Genomic DNA, 18,229 nt, shown 5'->3' on the forward strand with positions numbered 1-18,229 from the left:
GTCTTGAGGTCCTTGCTGACCTCGAGCCTGACGTTGGCGCCGGCCTTGGTACCGAAGACGTCGTAGGAGCCGTCGGGGTCCTTGCGTACGGACGTCACAGTGACGGCCGAGTCCTTGGCCTTCACGGCCGCCTTGACGTTCGCGAGCTCGGTGCCGGTGACAGGGGTGTGGTTGCCGCCCCCGGGGCCGCCGCCGGGGCCATGACCCCCGCGTCCGCCACCGGCGTTGGTGGTGATGGTCTTGAGGTCCTTGCTGACCTCGAGCATGACGTTGGCACCGGCCTTGGTGCCGAAGACGTCGTAGGAGCCGTCGGGGTCCTTGCGCACGGACGTCACAGTGACGGCCGAGTCCTTGGCCTTGACGGCTGCCTTGACGTTGGCGAGCTCGGTGCCGGTGACCGGGGTGTCGTTGTTGGGGTTCGCCGAGCCGTCGGGTGCCTCGGTGTTGGCTGCGTACCCGACGGCGGCCGATGGAGCAGAGGACGGTGAGGCGGCGTTGGACAGGGCGGCGCCCGTGGCGACCAGCCCGAGGGCCCCGACGAGGGCGCACGCGCCGGTGATGATCCTGCTGTTGGCCATGGTGGCTCCTAGGGGTCGCTCACGGCCACTGTGGCCGAGTAGATGCTGCGAGCCTCGGGGGCGCACCTGTGCTGAACCTGTGGTGACCCTTCGCCGCACCTAGGAACCCGCGCTCAGCCCAGCTCCCGGCGAGTGCCCCGACCCTGACCCGGCCGTTCGCCGACCCCGAGGGCAGTGACGGGCAAACCGGGGTCGGGTCAGGGCTGCACCCGATGGGCGGCGAGGTCGCAAGAGCGCACAGTGGAGGAGTCCGGGAGAGGCCCGGCGCGACACCGAAGGAAGTGCTCCACCCATGAACGACATCCACTCCACCTTTGCCCAGCAGGGCCTGGTCCGACCGCGCGGCGAGCGCGTCCTGGGCGGCGTGGTCGCTGGGCTCGGACGACGCTTTGGTATCGCCCCGTGGCCGGCCAGGATCCTCTTCGTGCTGCTGCTCATGGTGATTCCAGGCAGCCAGATCCTGATCTACCCGATCCTGTGGATCCTCATGCCCTCCGAGGCCACGACGGTCGCCCCGGCGTACCAGGGTCCCGGCCCCGCCGCCGCCCCGGCCTCCTGAACCCCAGCACCGGACACGAAAACGCCAGCACCGGTCATGCCCACGACGAGAGCGTGGTCATGACCGGTGCTGGCGTTCAACCGCCTGCTAGGGCAGCGACAGGGTGTAGTCGTTCAGGGTGAAGGTCGTCGGCTCGCCGGTGTACGAGACCTCGAAGCCGTACTCGACCTCGCCGAGCACCTGCGACGACTTCAGCCAACCCTGGGCAACAGCCCACTTCAGGATGTGCGCCAGGTCGACACTGCCCTGGTTGGTGACGTTGTCGCGGATGAACCACAGGCCGGACCCGTTGGTGTACGCGTGGTAGGCGACGCCGTCGATCGTGGCTTGGACGCCGTGGTTGACCCCGTACCAGTACTGCCAGTTCATGGTCCAGTTGTTCCAGACCATGACCTCGGTGCCGAAGTTGTCGAGCCACAGGTCGTAGGCGGCGTTCCACTGCTTCCCCTTGGCCGGAACCGTGCCTCCCCCTGCGGGAGTCGTCACGTTGAAGGTCGACGGCAGCGAGGTGAGCGACGACAGCGGGTAGCTGACGTGGCGCTGGGTGTCCGGGTAGGTCTTGACCGAGTCGTCGGTGCCGGTGCCCGGCTGGTTGGACGTCACGGACCACCGGTTCCACGCGCAGGCCGAGATGCTCTGGGGTCCGGCATCACCGCTCCACATGTTGTTGTTCACGAGGTAGCCGTTGTTGTTCCAGGACCCGTACGAGGCGGACGACGTCCACGCCGGCGTGCACGCGGCCGGCGAGGTCGCGGTGCTGCTGCTGGTCGTGGTCGGCGGCGTGCTCGTCGTGCTCGAGGTGCTCGAGGTGCTCGACGTGCTCGAGGTGCTCGACGTGCTGGTGCTGCTCGACGTGCTCGTGGTGCTGCTCGTCGTGCTACTGGTGGGCGTCGTGGTGCTGCTGGTCGGAGTCGTGGTGCTCGTCGACGCGGTCTGGAAGCTGACGTCGTTGCCGTAGACGGTCCCCTTGGTCGTCGGCACGACCACGCGGTAGTGGTAGGTGGCGCCGCTCCGGAGGCCTGCGAGGCGCTCTGAGACCGGGACGGTGGTGCTGCTGCTCCGCGAGAGGGACTTGAGCGCGGTCGAGGCTCCGTAGGCGGAGGTCGTGCCCCACTGGAAGTAGGCGCCCTTGGCGCGGATACGGGTTCCGACCTGGCCGTTCAGGCTGGCCGCGGTCGTCGAGACCTGGGTCGCCGGCATGGTCGTCGCCGGGGCGGTTCGGGACGTGGAGGAGTGGTGGCCCGTTCGGCCCCAGCTGGCTCCCGTCATGGGGAGGGCCAGCGCAGATACCGAGGCACCGCCGGCTAAAGCGGTCGCGACGAGGGCGGAGATGGGCAGGGTCAAGATTTTCACAGGGTCTCCAGGGGGGGTGTCTCTGTGTTTTCGGGGGGAATAGCTGACCGCCGTGCGGACCCTGCATGGCGCGGCGCGGACAGCCGAAGTGCCCTACCATGGCGGACGCTCACGGCATACGCAAGTTGCATGAGGCCGATGCAGTCCATTTGGATGAGGCCGAGGGCGCCGTTCGAAGGACATTCCTCGTGGTCAGCCCACCATTCGAAGCGATGCGTGCCCTGGACCCGCGCGCAAGGGTCCGCGCAGGCCGTCGGGAGCCGGTCAAACCGACGGGTAGCATGACGGCGTCCCCGTCGCACCCGACCAGATCGCTGGAGTCTCGCGCGTGAGCACCCCCACCGGATCGCACCGTCTTGCCGCAGTCATCGTCCTGGCGGCCGGTGAAGGCACCCGGATGAAGTCCGCCACCCCGAAGGTCCTGCACAGGATCGGGGGACGCACCCTCGTCGGGCACGCGATCGTCGCCGCGCGCGCGGTCGCCCCGGAGCACCTGGCCGTCGTGGTCCGGCACGAACGCGATCTCGTGGCCGCCCACGTGGCCGAGCTCGACCCGCACGCCGTGATCGCGGACCAGGACGAGGTGAAGGGCACCGGCCGCGCCACGGAGTGCGCGCTCCAGGCACTGCCCGCTGACCTCGACGGCACCATCCTGGTGACCTACGGAGACGTGCCGCTGCTCGCCGGCGACACCCTGCGGTCCCTGGTCGACGAGCACGTGGGCACGCGGAGTGCGGTCACGGTGATCACCGCGCACCTCGAGGACCCCACCGGCTACGGCCGGATCCTGCGCGGCGCCGACGGGGGCGTCGAGGGCATCGTCGAGCAGAAGGACGCGACCGACGCCCAGCAGGCGATCACCGAGATCAACTCCGGGATCTACGCCTTCGACGCGGCAGTGCTCGTCGACGCCCTCGGCCAGGTCGGCACCGACAACGCCCAGGGCGAGAAGTACCTCACCGACGTCCTCGCCATCGCGCGCAAGGCAGGCGGACGCGTCAGTGCCCACCTCATCGGCGACCTGTGGCAGACGGAGGGCGTCAACGACCGGGTGCAGCTCGCCCGCCTCGGCAAGGAGCTCAACCGCCGCACCGCCGAGCGCTGGATGCGCGACGGCGTGACGATCGTCGACCCCGACACGACGTGGATCGACAGCGACGTGACCATCGGTCGCGACGCGACCATCCTGCCCGGCACCCAGCTGCTCGGCGCCACGACCATCGGCGAGCGCGCCACCATCGGGCCCGACACGACGCTGACCGACACGGAGGTCGGCCCGGACGCCGAGGTCAAGCGCACCGAGGCGCTGCTCGCGGTGATCGGCGAGGGTGCCTCCGTGGGTCCGTTCTCCTACCTGCGCCCCGGCACCGAGCTGGGTGCGAAGGGCAAGATCGGCGGTTTCGTCGAGACCAAGAACGCCAAGATCGGCGACGGCGCCAAGGTCCCACACCTCACGTATGCCGGTGACGCCGTCATCGGGGAGGGCGCCAACATCGGGGCGGGCACCATCTTCGCCAACTACGACGGGGTCGCGAAGCACCAGACCACGATCGGTCGACACAGCTTCATCGGGTCCGACACCGTCCTCATCGCGCCGGTGAACGTCGCGGACGGGGCCTACGTCGGGGCCGGGTCCGCGCTCACGGGGGACGTCGAGCCCGGCCAGATCGCCGTGGCCCGCGGCCGGCAGCGCAACATCGACGGCTGGGTCGCCCGGGCCCGCGCCGGCACGCAGACCGCCAAGGCGGCCGAAGAAGCTGCAACCACGCGGCATACCGAAGACTCCACGGAAGGGCAGGCCAACGCGTGACCGGCATCACGAAGACCACCGAGAAGAACCTGATGGTCTTCTCCGGGCGGGCCAACCCGGAGCTCGCCGAGGAGGTCGCCAGCATGCTCGGCACCAACCTCGTGCCGACGAGCGCCTACGACTTCGCCAACGGCGAGATCTACGTGCGTTATGAGGAGTCGGTCCGCGGGTCCGACGCGTTCGTCATCCAGAGCCACACGACGCCCATCAACGAGGCGATCATGGAGCAGCTCATCATGATCGACGCCCTCAAGCGGGCCAGCGCCAAGCGGATCACGGTCGTGCTGCCGTTCTACGGCTACGCCCGGCAGGACAAGAAGCACCGCGGTCGTGAGCCGATCTCGGCCCGGCTCATGGCCGACCTGTTCAAGACGGCCGGCGCGAACCGGCTGATGGCGGTCGACCTGCACACGGCCCAGATCCAGGGCTTCTTCGACGGTCCCGTCGACCACCTCATGGCGCTGCCGATCCTGGCCGACCACGTCGCCAAGAAGTACGGCCACGAGAAGCTCGCGGTCGTCTCACCGGACGCCGGCCGGATCAAGGTGGCCGAGCAGTGGTCACAGCGGCTCGGCGGCGCCCCGCTGGCCTTCATCCACAAGACGCGAGACATCAACCGCCCCAACGAAACCGTGGCCAACCGCGTCGTCGGTGAGGTCAAGGGCCGGGTCTGCGTCCTCGTCGACGACATGATCGACACTGCCGGCACCATCACCAAGGCGGCCGACGCGCTGATGGCCGACGGCGCCGCCGGGGTCATCATCGCCGCGACCCACGCGATCCTCTCCGGTCCGGCCATCGACCGGCTCAAGAACTGCAGCGCCGTCGAGGTGATCGTCACCAACACCCTGCCGATCGACGAGGCGCACGAGTTCGACAAGCTCACGGTGCTCTCGATCGCGCCGCTGATCAGCCGCGCGATCCAGGAGGTCTTCGAGGACGGCTCGGTGACGAGCCTCTTTGATGGCCACGCCTGAGAGCAGTGATGGCCACGCCTGAGAGCAGTGACGGCCACGCCTGACCTCTGGCAACAGCAGTCGGGCGGCTCCCGAGGGTGCCGCCCGACCTGGTGTTCGTCACTGTGAGGGACTGACCTAGCCGCAGGTCACGTCGATGAAGGTGGTGAACGACTTCGCCGTGCCCGTCACGCGCACCGCGACCGAGGTCGGGCCGTTGGCAACCTTCCTGCCGCCGGTCGACACGTCTTGGACCACACACCCTGCCTGGTTGGCGACGGTGATCGTGTGGGTGCCCTGTTCGACGTTCTCGACGTGCGCCTCGTGGAACACGGACAGGCTGGGAGCGTAGTACGACCACTTCTTGTTCGACGCCCCGTGCGTGTCGGTCCAGGTGATCCCCATCCCGTCCATGATCTGCCCGTTGCCGTCGAAGAACCTCGTGTCGATCTCCTGCGCCACTTCCGGCCCAACCTTGAAGTTGTCCGTCTTGCTGTTGGCACCGACGAACCCGTGCTTGTTGCCGCCCGTGCTGCCGCAGTTGACGACGTTGAGTCCGTCGCTCTCCCCGAGCGCGACACAACCGGCCTTGAAGTCGGCGACCTTGGTGGCCCACGCCTTGTACTCGCCACCGTTGTTGGGCGTGTCCAGGTAGGGCATCATCTTCACGGTCTTGGCGCCGTGGTCGACGTCCGTGCCGGTCACGTGCTCACAACCTCCGGCGGCGACGACGCCGGTGATGATGCCGCCGGCGACGGTGAACTGCCGACAGACGGCCTTGTCGGTCGACAGCAGCACCTTGCCCGAGGGATCGGTGATCTGGAAGACGTAGGTGCCGTCGTCGAGGCCCGCCGCAGTCTGCGGGGCCCCGGGGCCGGGCCCGCCGTCGAGGTAGACGAGGTCCTTGGACGAGTAGATGTTGAAGTTCACCTCGCTGCCATCGGGCAGCGTCGTGAAGATGGCTCCGGACGGAGCGTCTGCGGATGCCGGCAGCGCGGGGACCACGGCTGCTGCCACGGCCAGTGCGGCCGCCCCCACGAGGGCGGTGACCTTGCGGTGCATGACTTCTCCAAGCTGCCGAAGGGGTGGGAGGGAACTGAGGGAACCGAGCGTAGAAAGACACAACCGCAAGGGGATCGCCCCAATGTCCTACGCCGGGCGTCCATCYGGCAGCCCGCGTGCCTCCTCAGCCCTCCGCGCCGGCCTTGCGGGCTCGGTATGCCGCGACGTTGGCCCGGTTGCCGCACCCTCCGTCGCAGAACCGCTTCGAGCGGTTCTTGGACAGGTCGACGACCACGTCCTCGCAGTCCTCGGCAGCGCAGACCCTCAGCCTGGCCAGCTCGTCCGCCCTGATCACGTCGACCATCGCCATCGCGGCCTCCACGGCCATGCGGGTGGCCAACGGCGCCTCCGGGGGCGTGGCGTGCAGGTGCCAGGACCACTCCCCGTGTCGCACCAGCTGGGGGAGGGCCCCGGCCTCGGCCAGCAGGGCGTTGACCAGGGCGACCGCCTCATCGGTGTCGCTGGTCCAGAGCTGCCGCAGCCGCGGGCGCAGCTCACGAACTGCGTCGAGCTCCGCGCGGTCACCCGTGTGCGAACCCGTCCACTCCCAGTCGCGCACGAACTCGTCGAGGTGAGCGACCGTGGCCAGGTCCTCGGTGTCGGTGGGCAGCGTCGGCGCCGTGTTGACCAGGGCGGCTGCCGCCCGGAGCGCCACCTCCGTGTCATGGGCAAACAGCATCTTGACTCCTGTCGGTAGCGATCACTACTGTCAGGAGTATAAGACGGTTTGCTGGTTACGGTTGGTGGATGTGGACGGAGTGAGGTCATGAGGACACGGTCGACGGGCTTCGGCCTCTGGCTCGCCCTCGCGTCCGCCGCGACCTTCGGCAGCAGCGGGCCGTTCGCCAAGTCCCTGCTGGTCGAGGGCTGGAGCTCCGGGGCCATCGTGCTGCTCCGCGTCGCCGGAGCCACGCTCGTCCTGGCGGTGCCCACCTTCCTCGCCCTGCGCGGGCGGTGGTCCCTCGTCCGCGAGAACCTGCCAGCGGTCCTCGCCTACGGGGCTGTCGCCGTGGCCGGCTGCCAGGTGGCCTACTTCTACGCCGTGCAGCGGCTCGACGTGGGTGTCGCGCTCCTGCTGGAGTACCTCGGGGTGGTGCTCGTCGTCCTCTGGGTCTGGCTGCGCACCCGGAGGGCGCCCAGCGCCCTGACGGGGTTGGGCGTCGTCCTCGCGATCCTCGGCCTCGTGCTGGTCCTCGACCTCTCCGGGCAGGCTCGCCCCGACCTCGTCGGGGTCGCGTGGGGGCTGGTCGCCGCCACCGGGCTGGCCACCTTCTTCGTCCTGGCCGCCGAGGAGAGCAGCCTGCCACCAGTGGCYCTCGCGGGTCTGGGGATGGGTGCCGGCGCGGTCGCCCTCGGCGTGCTGGGTGCCGTCGGCGTCATCCCCCTCACCTTCGCCTCGGCTCCGGTCGAGCTGATGGGCCGGGAGGCGCCGTGGTGGGTCGCGATCGGTGAGCTGGCCCTCATCGCGGCCGCCGCGGCATACCTGCTCGGGGTGACGGCGGCCCGGGTGCTGGGTTCGACGGTCGCCTCCTTCGTGGGCCTGACGGAGGTGCTCTTCGCTGTGCTCTTTGCGTGGGTTCTGCTCGACGAGCTCCCGGGCCTGATGCAGCTGGCCGGTGGCGTCTGCATCGTCGGCGGGGTGGTTGCGGTCCGGCTCGGGGAGCTGCGTCGTGACCGCGCAGCCAGGGCCACCGCGGCGGTCGACAAGGCGGATTTCCCACTCCCGGCAGGCGTCGCCTAGACTCTGCGGGTTGCCTCGGCGAGGGACACTGCACGGCTGCCACCACCTGGGGGCCGGTCACGTCCGTAATTCGACGCGGTGTGGTCTCCGTGCTGCGCCCCGCGTCGAGGCCCACCGCATCCTCGAGTCCCCCACCGCACAGGAGATTTCCGTGTCTGACAACAAGCTCGTCGCAGAGACGCGCACGCAGTTCGGCAAGGGCGCTGCCCGCAAGATTCGCCGCGACCACAAGATCCCCGCCGTCATGTACGGCCACGGAGCCGAGCCCGTGCACATCACCCTCCCGGGCCACGACACGATGATGGCCCTGAAGGTCGCCAACGCCCTGCTCACCATCGTCATCGACGGCAACGAGCAGCTGGCCCTGGCCAAGGACGTGCAGCGCGACCCGATCAAGCCGGTCATCGAGCACATCGACCTCGTCGTCGTCCGCAAGGGCGAGAAGGTCACCGTCGACATCCCGGTCCACATCGAGGGCGAGGCCGCTCCCGAGACCATCGTCACCGTCGACGCCCAGACCGTGCAGCTCGAGGTCGAGGCCACCCACATCCCGGAGAGCGTCGTCGTCTCCGTCGAGGGCCTCGAGGCCGGCACGCAGATCAAGGCGTCCGACCTCCAGCTCCCGGCCGGGTCCACCCTCGTCGTCGACGCGGACACCCTGGTCGTCAACATCACCCAGCAGATCTCGCAGGAGGCGCTGGACGCCGAGATGGCCGAGGCAGAGGCCGAGGCCGGCATCGAGCACGAGGCGCCCGGCGACGCCGAGGCCGCCGAGGGCGAAGCCGCCGAGGGTGCCGAGGGCGAGGCCCCCGAGGGCGAGAAGGCCGAGTCCGAGGACGCCTGAGTCCCGCTCACCGTTGTATGCCGGAAGGCCAGGTCCCCAAGGTGGTTCATGGGGGACCTGGCCTTCCGGCATACTTGCGCCCCGTGAGTGACGACGGCACCTGGCTCGTGGTGGGCCTCGGAAACCCCGGTCCCAAGTACGCCGGGAACCGGCACAACGTGGGCGCCATGGTGGTCGACGAGCTCGCCTCGCGCAGCGGCTCGAAGCTCTCAGCACACAAGGCCCGCGCTGCTGCTGCCACGGTGCGGATCGGCATGCTGCCCGGCGGGGCACCCGGACCGGCCGCCGTCGTCGCTGTCCCCTCGTCATACATGAACGAGTCGGGTGGACCGGTCAAGGCGCTGATGAGCTTCTTCTCCGTGGAGGTCGACCGGCTCCTCGTCGTCCACGATGAGCTCGACATCCCTGCCGGCGACGTCCGGCTCAAGAAGGGCGGGGGAGAGGGCGGCCACAACGGGCTGCGCTCGATCAGCTCGGCCCTCGGCACCAAGGACTACCTGCGGGTCCGGGTCGGGATCGGCCGCCCGCCGGGCCGGATGGACCCGGCCGATTTCGTGCTCCGCGACTTCGGGACCGTCGAGCGCAAGGAGCTGCCGTTCCTGCTGGACGAGGCCGCGGATGCCGTCGAGATGGTCGTCGCGCACGGTCTGGTCGCGGCCCAGCAGAAGTTCCACAGCCCGGCCTGAGGTCGCGGGTCTGACGGTTGTGGCTGCGCGGTGCGGAGCAGTCCATCTACGGTGACGGGGTGGGCAAGGAACTGATCCTCGTCGCGGCAAGCGGCCTCGCACTGGAAGCCGCCGAGGCCGCGCGTGCCTGCGGAGTGCGCGTCGAGGGCTGCGTCGACGACGACGAGTCGCGCTGGGGGTCGCTGGCGGGCGGCTGGCTCAAGGTGCTGGGTGGACTGGATTCCGTTGCAGCGCAAGATGATCGACAGTTGGTTCTGTGCGCCGGACGTGGTGTGGTGCGCGAGCGGCTGGCCGGGCGGCTGAGAGACCTGGGCATCGGGGAGGACCGCTACGCCACCATCGTGCATCCGTCCGTGTCCGTGCCCGAGTCCTGCACGATCGGAGCAGGCTCGGTCGTCCTGGCCGGATCGGTCCTCACAGCGGCGGTGGTCGTGGGACACCACGTGGTCGTGATGCCCGGTGTCACGCTGACACACGATGACGTCATCGAGGACTTCGCCACCCTCTGCGCAGGGGTGACGCTGGGCGGGAGCGTGCGCGTGGGACGCGCCGCCTACCTCGGCATGGCCTCGAGCGTCCGCGAGAAGGTGACGGTGGGCGCCGAGAGCACCCTGGGCATGGGCGCGGTCCTGGTGCGCGACCTGCCTGCCGGCGAGGTCTGGGCGGGTGTTCCGGCGCGGGCTCTGGGCCGCGAGCAAAAAATGGTCACTGACTAGTCCCTGACTAGTCTCGGGCCTTCCGTCGGGCCCCGCGCCGGGTCCCGCAGGCAGCCGTTTCCGCATCGCACACGACGGCGAATGGACGCTGTCGGAACCGTCTGGAAGGTGGCGGGGCGAACGGCCCCCAGACGGCTCCATCAACCGGATGAGACGGCTACGCCCAGCGTCGTAGTTGACCTGTCTAGGCCACCCTCGCCTGCGCGGTGTAGTTGACGAAATCCCTTGAGCCCTAACCTATTTCACAGGGTGCAGATGACTCCTCTGGGGGCTGTCGGAGGTCCGCGTTGCGGGTCTACGGTGCCCTCTGAAGGTGGGTCCGGGGGAGAGGGTCATGGCGGAGATTGCAGGGGCAGGACGGCACCAGATGGGTATGACGGAGTACGCCGAGGCGGTGACGGGCACAGGCCTGTCCCGACGCCTTCGGCGTGCTGTCTCCTTGGGGCAGCCGCGCGAGACCGACCGGACGACGGAAGCGCCTCAAGCGCCTGTCAAGCGTCTCTCGTGGAACGTCGCCTATCGGCGACGGGCCATCCTCGGCGACCTCACCGTGGCCGCTGCCACCGCCATCTTCACGACCGTGGTGGCCATGCAGGACCGTCCTGCCCTGGAGCGGGTCGTGGTCCTGGTGGCCCTCCCCGTCCTGTGGCTCGGGGTGCTCGCACTGTCGCACGGCTATGAGCGCCGCTTCGCCGGATCGGGTCCGGAGGAGTACCGGGCCGTGATGCGGTCGGCGGTCTACCTCATCGGGGCTGCCGCGTTCCTCTCCTATGCGGCGGACGTCCAGGTGCCCCGGATGGCCAGCCTGGTCGCAGCCTCGTCGCTCTTCGTCCTCGGCCTCTGCTCCCGCAAGGTGGTCCGCGGCGACCTCTACCGGCGGCGCGCGTCCGGTGAGGAGACCCAGGCGACCGTCATCATCGGGAACGCGAAGTCGGTGCTGCCCATGATCCGCGAGATCAGGCGGGCGCCGGAGCAGGGCCTTCGCGTTGTCGCGGCGTGCGTCTCCGGCCTCGACCTGAGTGGCGACAGTCGCTCCGAGGTGGAGGGTGTGCCGGTCTTCGGCTACCCAGAGGAGGCCATGTCGGCGGTCGACCTGTTCGACGCCGACGTCGTCGCCGTGTCCAGCGACCCGGACCTGCACGGGCCGGAGCTGCGTCGGCTGGCCTGGTCCCTCGAGGAGCGTGACGTCGAGCTGGTCGTGTCGCCGGGCCTGCTCGGCGTCGCCGGTCCGCGCCTGTCCATCCGACCGACGGCAGGTATGCCGTTGCTGCACATCGAGCGCCCCGTGATGTCCGGGGCCCGTCGCGTCGTCAAGTCGGTCGTGGACAAGAGCCTCACCGCTTTGCTGATGGTCGTGGCGCTGCCCGGCATCGCGGCCATCGCCGTGGCCATCCGGTTGGACTCGCCCGGCCCGGTGCTGTTCCGCCAGACCCGCGTCGGCGCCCGTGGCGAAGAGTTCCAGATGCTCAAGTTCCGGACGATGTGCGTGGACGCCGAGCAGCGCCTCGACCAGATGCAGGGCGATGCGGGCAACGTCGTCCTCTTCAAGATGAAGTCCGACCCCAGGGTGACCCGGGTCGGGAAGGTGCTGCGTCGGTTCTCGATCGACGAGCTGCCGCAGCTGGTCAACGTGGCGAGGGGCGAGATGTCGCTCGTGGGTCCTCGTCCGCCGCTGCTGCGCGAGGTGCAGGGCTACGAGTCCGACGCCGTGCGACGGCTCAGGGTGAAGCCGGGTCTCACGGGCTTGTGGCAGGTCAGTGGCCGCAGCGACCTCTCGTGGGACGAGTCCCTGCGGCTCGACCTCTGGTACGTCGACAACTGGTGCCTGGCCCTCGACCTGCAGATCCTCTTCCGCACGGCCCGAGCGGTCTTCCGCGGAACAGGGGCGTACTAGGTGAGTGCACGTGCTGGAACGCACCCGAACGGGTGCAGTAGGAGTGGGCTACCGCAAAAGTACGAGTCGCCACAGCCCACTCCGGTGCAGTGTTTCCACAGAGGCCGGGCTGGATCGAGAGGAGCTGTCGCATGACGCTGCGCATCGCTGTCGTCGGGGCAGGGTACTGGGGTCCCAACTTGGTCCGGAGCTTCCGAGGGAGCCCTGACTGGGACCTCGTCGCGGTGTGCGATGTCGACCGCGAACGCGCCGAACGGGTCATTGGCGCCCGCAGCACGGTCGAGGTCGAGACCTCGCTCGAGGCGCTGCTGGCACGGCCGGACGTCGACGCGGTGGCCGTGGCAACGCCGGCCGATACCCACTGCTGGATGGCGCTCGCCGCTCTCGAGGCGGGCAAGCACGTCCTGGTGGAGAAGCCACTCGCCTCGACGCGACTCGACGCCGAGCGCATGGTCGCCAGGGCCGAGGAGCTCGGCCTGGTGCTGATGTGCGACCACACCTACTGCTACACGCCGGCGGTCCAGCACCTCAGGGCGTTGATCCAGAGTGGCGAGCTCGGTGACATCCTCTTCGTCGACTCGGTGCGCATCAACCTCGGCCTGGTGCGACCGGATGTCGACGTGTTCTGGGACCTGGCTCCCCACGACCTGTCGATCCTGGACTTCATCCTCCCTCAGGGGCTGTCTCCGCTCGAGGTGTCCGCGCACGGGTCGGACCCGATCGGCAACGGCAGGTCCTGCCTGGGTTACCTGACCATGCCGCTGGCCGGCGGGGCCATCGCGAACATCCACGTCAACTGGTTGAGCCCGACCAAGATCCGGCACATGGTCATCGGCGGCAGCCGCCAGACGGTCGTCTGGGACGACCTCAACCCGCAGCAGCGACTCGCGATCTACGACCGAGGTGTCGATCTGGACCTGACGTCGGACACGGCCGACTCCGCCGAGAAGCGGCTGGTCAACGTCAACTACCGGTTGGGCGACATGCACGCACCCGCCCTCCCGGAGCGCGAGGCGCTCGGCGTGATGGCCAGTGAGTTCGCCGCGGCGATCACGGAGGGGCGCGCCCCGCTGACCGACGGCCGTGCCGGCCTCAGGGTGCTGTCGGTGCTCGAGGCCGCGTCCGAGAGCCAGCGCCGCGCCGGCGCCATGGCTCCGGTGAGCATGCCGATGAGCCGCGAGTTCGCGTCGATCGCCTGGGGCGCCGGTCCGGCAGGTGCGTGGTGAGCGCCCTCGAGGGAGCCACGGTGCTCGTCACCGGGGGTGCGGGAACGATCGGCTCGACCATCGTCGACCAGCTCATCGACGCGGGCGTTGCGCATGTCGACGTCCTCGACAACCTCGTGCGTGGGCGTCACGAGAACCTGGCGGATGCCATGCCCTCCGGCACGGTGACGCTGATCGAGGGCGACCTGCGTGACCGTGACCTGGTGCACGACCTGACGCGCGGCAAGGACCTCGTCTTCCACCAGGCCGCGATCCGGATCACCCAGTGCGCCGAGGAGCCCAGGCTCGCCCTCGAGGTCCTCGTCGACGGGACCTTCACCGTGCTGGAGGCGGCGGCGCAGCACCGCATCGACAAGCTGGTGTTCGCCTCGTCCGCCTCGGTCTACGGGCTGGCGGAGTCGTTCCCGACCGATGAGCGCCACCACCACCACAACAACGACACGTTCTACGGCGCCGCCAAGTCGTTCAACGAGGGCATGGTGCGCAGCTTCCGAGCGATGACCGGGCTCGACTACGTCGGCCTCCGGTACTTCAACGTCTACGGGCCACGGATGGACGTCCACGGCCTCTACACCGAGGTGCTGGTCCGCTGGATGGAGCGCATTGCGGACGGGCAGCCTCCTCTCATCTTCGGCGACGGGCAGCAGACCATGGACTTCGTCTTCACGCGGGACATCGCGCGGGCCAACCTCCTGGCGGCCTCGAGTGACGTCCGAGAGGGTGTCTACAACATCGCGAGTGGCACCGAGACCAGTCTCCTCGGCCTCGCGGAGGCACTCCTGCGAGCGATGGACTCCGACCTGTCCGTGGAGCACGGCGAGGATCGCGCGGTCAACGGCGTCACCCGGCGTCTGGCCGCGACGTCCGCTGCCCGGCGTGACCTGAGCTTCGAAGCCGAGGTCGGGCTCGAGGACGGCCTGCGCGAGCTCGTCGAGTGGTGGCAGCCGCAGCGTGAGGCTGTCGCTGCCGGCCGGACGGTCCGGTCATGAACCGCCGTCACCACCCAGGGCCGGTCCGGCGCAAGGGCTGGGTCGCCGCGCTGGTCGCGACCCTGATGGTCGCGCTTCCCGTGCCCGTGCTGGTGGCGGCGGCGGGCCCCGCGGCGGCCGCCGGACCGTGCGAGGCGCCAATCAAGGTCGTCGCCTGCGAGAACACCAAGACGGGGACTCCCTCGAGCGACTGGAGTATCAGTGGCTCGGGCTCGGCGTCACTCCAGGGCTTCGCCACGAAGATGAGCGTCCAGCCCGGCGAGACGATCCAGTTCAAGATCAAGTCGACCGTGAGCAACTACACCTTCGACGTCCTGCGACTCGGCTACTACCAGGGCAACGGTGCGCGGAAGATCGCCGCGGGTCTGACCCCCAGCGCCACCCAGCCGCAGACACAGCCGACCTGCGTCAGCGTTCCAGACGCCACTGGTCTGATCGACTGTGGGAACTGGGCTGTGTCCGCCTCCTGGGCGGTGCCCGCCACCGCCGTGTCCGGCGTCTACATCGTCCACCTGATGGGCACCGGAGGCGCGGAGAGCCACATCGTCTTCGTCGTGCGCGACGACTCGAGCCACTCCGACATGTTGTTCCAGACCTCGGACGAGACCTGGCAGGCCTACAACACCTACGGCGGCAACAGTCTCTACACCTGCGGCACGGTCAACTGCCCCACAGGAAGCCCTGCTGCGTACAAGGGCGCGTCGAAGGTCTCCTACAACCGGCCGTTCAACTCCGCGGTGGACGACCAGGGGCGCAGCTGGATCATGTACAGCGAGTACCCGATGATCCGCTTCCTCGAGGCCAACGGTTATGACGTCTCGTACACCTCCGGTCTTGACATGTCGCTGCCAGGAGCGACCTCGATCCTGTCCCAACACAAGGCCTTCCTGTCCGTAGGGCACGACGAGTACTGGACCGGCACCCAGCGCGCCAACGTAGAGGCTGCCAGGGACGCCGGCGTGAGCCTGGCCTTCTTCAGTGGGAACGAGGTGTTCTGGAAGACTCGCCTCGAGCCGAGCGTCGACGGCAGCGCCACGGCCAACCGCACCCTGGTGTGCTACAAGGACACGCACTACGACGCGCCGAGCGATCCGGTGGCTTGGACGGGCACTTGGCAGGACTCGCGCTTCAGCCCACCGGGCGATGGCGGGAAACCCCAGAACGCCCTCACGGGACAGCAGTTCCTCGTCAACTCCGGAACCACTGACATCAAGGTGCCTGCCGCCTACTCCAAGCTGCGGTTCTGGCGAAACACCGCGGTCGCAAGTCTGACTACCGGGCAGACACTCACCCTGGGGTCCGGGCTTGGGACGCTCGGCTACGAGTGGGACGCCGATGTCGACAACGGATTCAGGCCAGCGGGCGCCTTCCGGCTCTCGGCGACCACGTCCGCGACAGCCGAGGTGTTCACCGACTACGGCAGCACCGTCAAGGCGAACTCGACGGCCACGCACAACCTGACGTTGTACCGTGCGCCGAGCGGAGCCCTGGTCTTCGGGGCCGGGACGGTGCAGTGGCCTTTCGGCCTCGACTCGTCCGCCGGAGGCACACCGGACAAGAACATGCAACAGGCCACGGTGAACCTCTTCGCCGACATGGGTGCGCAACCGTATGCCGTCATCGCCGGACTCACGGCTGCGACGGCTTCCACTGATGTCACCGCTCCCAGCTCGACGATCGCTTCGCCCGCGAGCGGTGCGACCGTGGGTGACGGCGCGAAGATCACGATCAGCGGGACGGCTTCCGACGTCGGAGGCGTGGTGGCCGGTGTCGAGGTCTCGACGGATGGAGGCGACAGCTGGCACCCGGCTGTGGGCACCACCAGCTGGACGTACTCCTGGGTCGCACACGGGTACCCGAGCACGACCATCAAGGTTCGAGCCGTCGACGACAATGGCAACCTCGAGACGCCAGCGGCCGGCAGGCTGGTCAACATCGGTTGCACCTGTTCGATCTGGGGCGCAGGCGCTGCCCCGACTCGCGCTGACTCCGGTGTCGCCACGGCGGTCGAGGTCGGAGTCAAGTTCAAGTCGGACGTCTCCGGCTCCGTGACTGGTATTCGCTTCTACAAGGCGACGACCAACACCGGCACCCACATCGGCAACCTCTGGACGGCGGCGGGCACCAAGCTGGCGGGCGCGACCTTCACGGGGGAGACTGCGTCGGGCTGGCAGCAGGTCACGTTTGCGACGCCCGTTCAGATCAATGCCAACAGCACCTACGTGGCGAGCTACTTTGCACCTGGCGGGCACACCGCCCAGGACGACAGCTACATGTACCCGAACCCTTCGCCTGACCCGTACTCCTACAGTCGACTCGACAGCCCACCGCTGCACGCTCTACGGGACTCCGGGAGCACCACAAACGGCGTGTCCCGCAACACCACCAGCAGCGCGTTCCCCTCGGCAAGCACCGGCGCTCGGAACTACTGGGTCGACGTGATGTTCAGCCCGAACACCGGGCCGGCAACAGTGCCGGGTGCGCCGACGGCCGTCACGGCGACAGCTGGTGATGGGACTGTCAAGGTGGCCTGGAACGTCCCGTCGGACGGCGGCAGCGCGATCACCGCCTACACGATCACCCCGTACGTCGGCTCAGCCGCGCAGACACCCACGACGGTGAGTGGAACAGGCGGAGACTCGAACGCCACCGTCGAAGGACTCACCAACGGCACGACCTACACGTTCACGGTCTCGGCAACCAACGCAGTTGGCGCCGGCCCCGCATCAGCGCCATCGAACGCAGCCACTCCTGTCCCGCTGGTGTGCAGCCCCTGCACGATCTGGCCGGCGTCGGCGGCGCCGACGGCTCCGGATGACAACGACCCGAGCTCGATATCGGTCGGCGTCAAGTTCAAGGCTGACGTGAACGGGCAGATCACGGGCCTTCGGTTCTACAAGGCCACCAGCAACACTGGCACCCACGTCGGTTCCCTGTGGACCTCGGCGGGGACGAACCTGGCATCCGTGACCTTCACGGGCGAGACGGCGTCCGGGTGGCAGCAGGCCACCTTTGCCAATCCCGTCACGGTCACGGCCGGCACCGTCTACGTCGCGTCGTACCTCGCCCCCAACGGTCACTACCCCGGAGAGGACGACTTCTTCGCTGCATCAGGTGTGGACCGCGGGCCCCTCCACGCACTGCAGGACGGTGTCAGTGGAGCCAACGGTGTGTACATCTACTCGACGACCTCCACCTTCCCCACCAACACGTACCGCTCGGAGAACTACTGGGTGGACGTGATGTTCACGAACACCGCCGCGACTGCTCCGGCCGCACCTGGCGCCGTGACCGCTGCAGCAGGCAGTGGGTCTGCGACGGTGAGCTGGACGGCGCCGGCGAACGGCGGCAGCGGGATCACGCGTTACACGGTGACCCCGTACATCGGAACCACCGCCCAAGCCCCTGTCACGGTGAACGGCAGCCCGCCCGCGACGACGACCACGGTGACCGGGTTGACCAACGGCACGGCGTACACGTTCACGGTGTCCGCGACCAATGCCATCGGCACCGGCCCTGCATCGGCCGCATCGAACGCAGTCACACCAACGGGTGCCATGGCTCCTGCTGCACCCACTGGGGTGACGGCGACCGCAGGCAACGCCTCGGCGTCGGTCAGCTGGACTGCCCCGGCGAACGGTGGCAGTGCCATCACGGGCTACACGGTCACCCCCTATGTCGGGACGACCGCCCAGACGCCCGTCACGGTGAACGGGAGCCCGCCGGCGACGACGACCACGGTGACCGGGTTGACCAACGGCACGGCGTACACGTTCACGGTGTCCGCGACCAACGCGATCGGGACTGGCCAGGCG

At 68.8% G+C, this 18,229-nt stretch carries 16 protein-coding genes; 12 read left to right on the plus strand and 4 right to left on the minus strand.

Going from position 1 to position 18,229, the window contains the following annotated elements; all coding sequences use genetic code 11:
* Positions 1-578 (minus strand): hypothetical protein (locus tag AC1DXJ_RS20070; RefSeq protein WP_477637842.1); only part of this gene is annotated, 578 nt, incomplete at its 3' end.
* A 292-nt stretch (positions 579-870) separates the two neighbouring features.
* On the opposite strand from AC1DXJ_RS20070, the gene AC1DXJ_RS20075 reads away from it, so the two are divergent.
* A complete protein-coding gene (locus AC1DXJ_RS20075; RefSeq protein ID WP_477614666.1) occupies positions 871-1,137 on the plus strand; it encodes a PspC domain-containing protein in 267 nt (88 codons plus the stop codon).
* Between the two features lie 87 nt (positions 1,138-1,224).
* Here the strand turns inward: AC1DXJ_RS20075 and AC1DXJ_RS20080 are convergent, their stop codons facing one another.
* The gene (locus AC1DXJ_RS20080; RefSeq protein ID WP_477614667.1) at positions 1,225-1,812 is read right to left on the minus strand and encodes a glycoside hydrolase family 12 protein; all 588 of its coding nucleotides are present in this window, start codon (positions 1,810-1,812) and stop codon (positions 1,225-1,227) included.
* Between the two features lie 13 nt (positions 1,813-1,825).
* On the opposite strand from AC1DXJ_RS20080, the gene AC1DXJ_RS20085 reads away from it, so the two are divergent.
* From AC1DXJ_RS20085 to AC1DXJ_RS20095, 3 genes are all read left to right on the plus strand, one after another.
* On the plus strand, positions 1,826-2,095 hold the full coding sequence (locus AC1DXJ_RS20085) for a hypothetical protein (protein WP_477624263.1): 270 nt from the start codon (positions 1,826-1,828) through the stop codon (positions 2,093-2,095).
* A gap of 723 nt (positions 2,096-2,818) precedes the next feature.
* On the plus strand, positions 2,819-4,300 hold the full coding sequence (gene glmU, locus AC1DXJ_RS20090) for a bifunctional UDP-N-acetylglucosamine diphosphorylase/glucosamine-1-phosphate N-acetyltransferase GlmU (RefSeq protein WP_477624262.1): 1,482 nt from the start codon (positions 2,819-2,821) through the stop codon (positions 4,298-4,300).
* Positions 4,297-5,277, plus strand: a complete 981-nt coding sequence (locus AC1DXJ_RS20095) for a ribose-phosphate diphosphokinase (RefSeq protein WP_477624261.1) — start codon at positions 4,297-4,299, stop codon at positions 5,275-5,277. Before glmU ends, AC1DXJ_RS20095 begins: the two co-directional genes overlap by 4 nt.
* Positions 5,278-5,394: 117 nt before the next feature.
* On the opposite strand, the gene AC1DXJ_RS20100 is transcribed toward AC1DXJ_RS20095, so the two are convergent.
* Both AC1DXJ_RS20100 and AC1DXJ_RS20105 read right to left on the minus strand, forming a co-directional pair.
* Positions 5,395-6,318, minus strand: a complete 924-nt coding sequence (locus AC1DXJ_RS20100) for a hypothetical protein (RefSeq protein WP_477637843.1) — start codon at positions 6,316-6,318, stop codon at positions 5,395-5,397.
* A 124-nt stretch (positions 6,319-6,442) separates the two neighbouring features.
* Positions 6,443-6,997 carry a CGNR zinc finger domain-containing protein gene (locus AC1DXJ_RS20105; protein ID WP_477614672.1) on the minus strand — a complete coding sequence of 185 codons (555 nt, stop codon included), beginning with the start codon at positions 6,995-6,997 and terminating at the stop codon, positions 6,443-6,445.
* Positions 6,998-7,084: 87 nt separating this feature from the next.
* On the opposite strand from AC1DXJ_RS20105, the gene AC1DXJ_RS20110 reads away from it, so the two are divergent.
* The 8 genes from AC1DXJ_RS20110 to AC1DXJ_RS20145 all read left to right on the plus strand — a co-directional run.
* Entirely contained in the window at positions 7,085-8,059 is a 975-nt protein-coding gene (locus tag AC1DXJ_RS20110) for an EamA family transporter (protein WP_477637844.1), read from the plus strand.
* A 151-nt stretch (positions 8,060-8,210) separates the two neighbouring features.
* Positions 8,211-8,903, plus strand: coding sequence for a 50S ribosomal protein L25/general stress protein Ctc (locus AC1DXJ_RS20115; protein ID WP_477637845.1), 693 nt, complete (start codon positions 8,211-8,213; stop codon positions 8,901-8,903).
* 83 nt (positions 8,904-8,986) lie between these two features.
* Positions 8,987-9,589 carry an aminoacyl-tRNA hydrolase gene (gene pth / locus AC1DXJ_RS20120; RefSeq protein ID WP_477614675.1) on the plus strand — a complete coding sequence of 201 codons (603 nt, stop codon included), beginning with the start codon at positions 8,987-8,989 and terminating at the stop codon, positions 9,587-9,589.
* Positions 9,590-9,648: 59 nt separating this feature from the next.
* The gene (locus AC1DXJ_RS20125; protein ID WP_477637846.1) at positions 9,649-10,305 is read left to right on the plus strand and encodes a NeuD/PglB/VioB family sugar acetyltransferase; all 657 of its coding nucleotides are present in this window, start codon (positions 9,649-9,651) and stop codon (positions 10,303-10,305) included.
* A 334-nt stretch (positions 10,306-10,639) separates the two neighbouring features.
* Positions 10,640-12,199 (plus strand): sugar transferase, encoded by a 1,560-nt coding sequence (locus AC1DXJ_RS20130; RefSeq protein WP_477637847.1) that lies wholly within the window; start codon positions 10,640-10,642, stop codon positions 12,197-12,199.
* A 131-nt stretch (positions 12,200-12,330) separates the two neighbouring features.
* A complete protein-coding gene (locus tag AC1DXJ_RS20135; protein WP_477637848.1) occupies positions 12,331-13,425 on the plus strand; it encodes a Gfo/Idh/MocA family protein in 1,095 nt (364 codons plus the stop codon).
* Positions 13,422-14,414 carry an NAD-dependent epimerase/dehydratase family protein gene (locus tag AC1DXJ_RS20140; protein WP_477637849.1) on the plus strand — a complete coding sequence of 331 codons (993 nt, stop codon included), beginning with the start codon at positions 13,422-13,424 and terminating at the stop codon, positions 14,412-14,414. Before AC1DXJ_RS20135 ends, AC1DXJ_RS20140 begins: the two co-directional genes overlap by 4 nt.
* Positions 14,411-18,229 (plus strand): N,N-dimethylformamidase beta subunit family domain-containing protein (locus tag AC1DXJ_RS20145; RefSeq protein ID WP_477637850.1); only part of this gene is annotated, 3,819 nt, incomplete at its 3' end. The genes AC1DXJ_RS20140 and AC1DXJ_RS20145, both read left to right, overlap by 4 nt.

Source organism: Pedococcus sp. P2_D9, assembly GCF_056404275.1.

What these genes read in the sequence shown, in the direction of transcription:
- AC1DXJ_RS20135 (WP_477637848.1), top strand. Translation starts at nt 12,331, where the DNA reads ATGACGCTGCGCATCGCTGTCGTCGGGGCAGGGTACTGGGGTCCCAAC.
- AC1DXJ_RS20105 (WP_477614672.1), bottom strand. Translation starts at nt 6,997, where the DNA reads ATGCTGTTTGCCCATGACACGGAGGTGGCGCTCCGGGCGGCAGCCGCC.
- AC1DXJ_RS20075 (WP_477614666.1), top strand. Translation starts at nt 871, where the DNA reads ATGAACGACATCCACTCCACCTTTGCCCAGCAGGGCCTGGTCCGACCG.
- AC1DXJ_RS20130 (WP_477637847.1), top strand. Translation starts at nt 10,640, where the DNA reads ATGGCGGAGATTGCAGGGGCAGGACGGCACCAGATGGGTATGACGGAG.
- AC1DXJ_RS20100 (WP_477637843.1), bottom strand. Translation starts at nt 6,318, where the DNA reads ATGCACCGCAAGGTCACCGCCCTCGTGGGGGCGGCCGCACTGGCCGTG.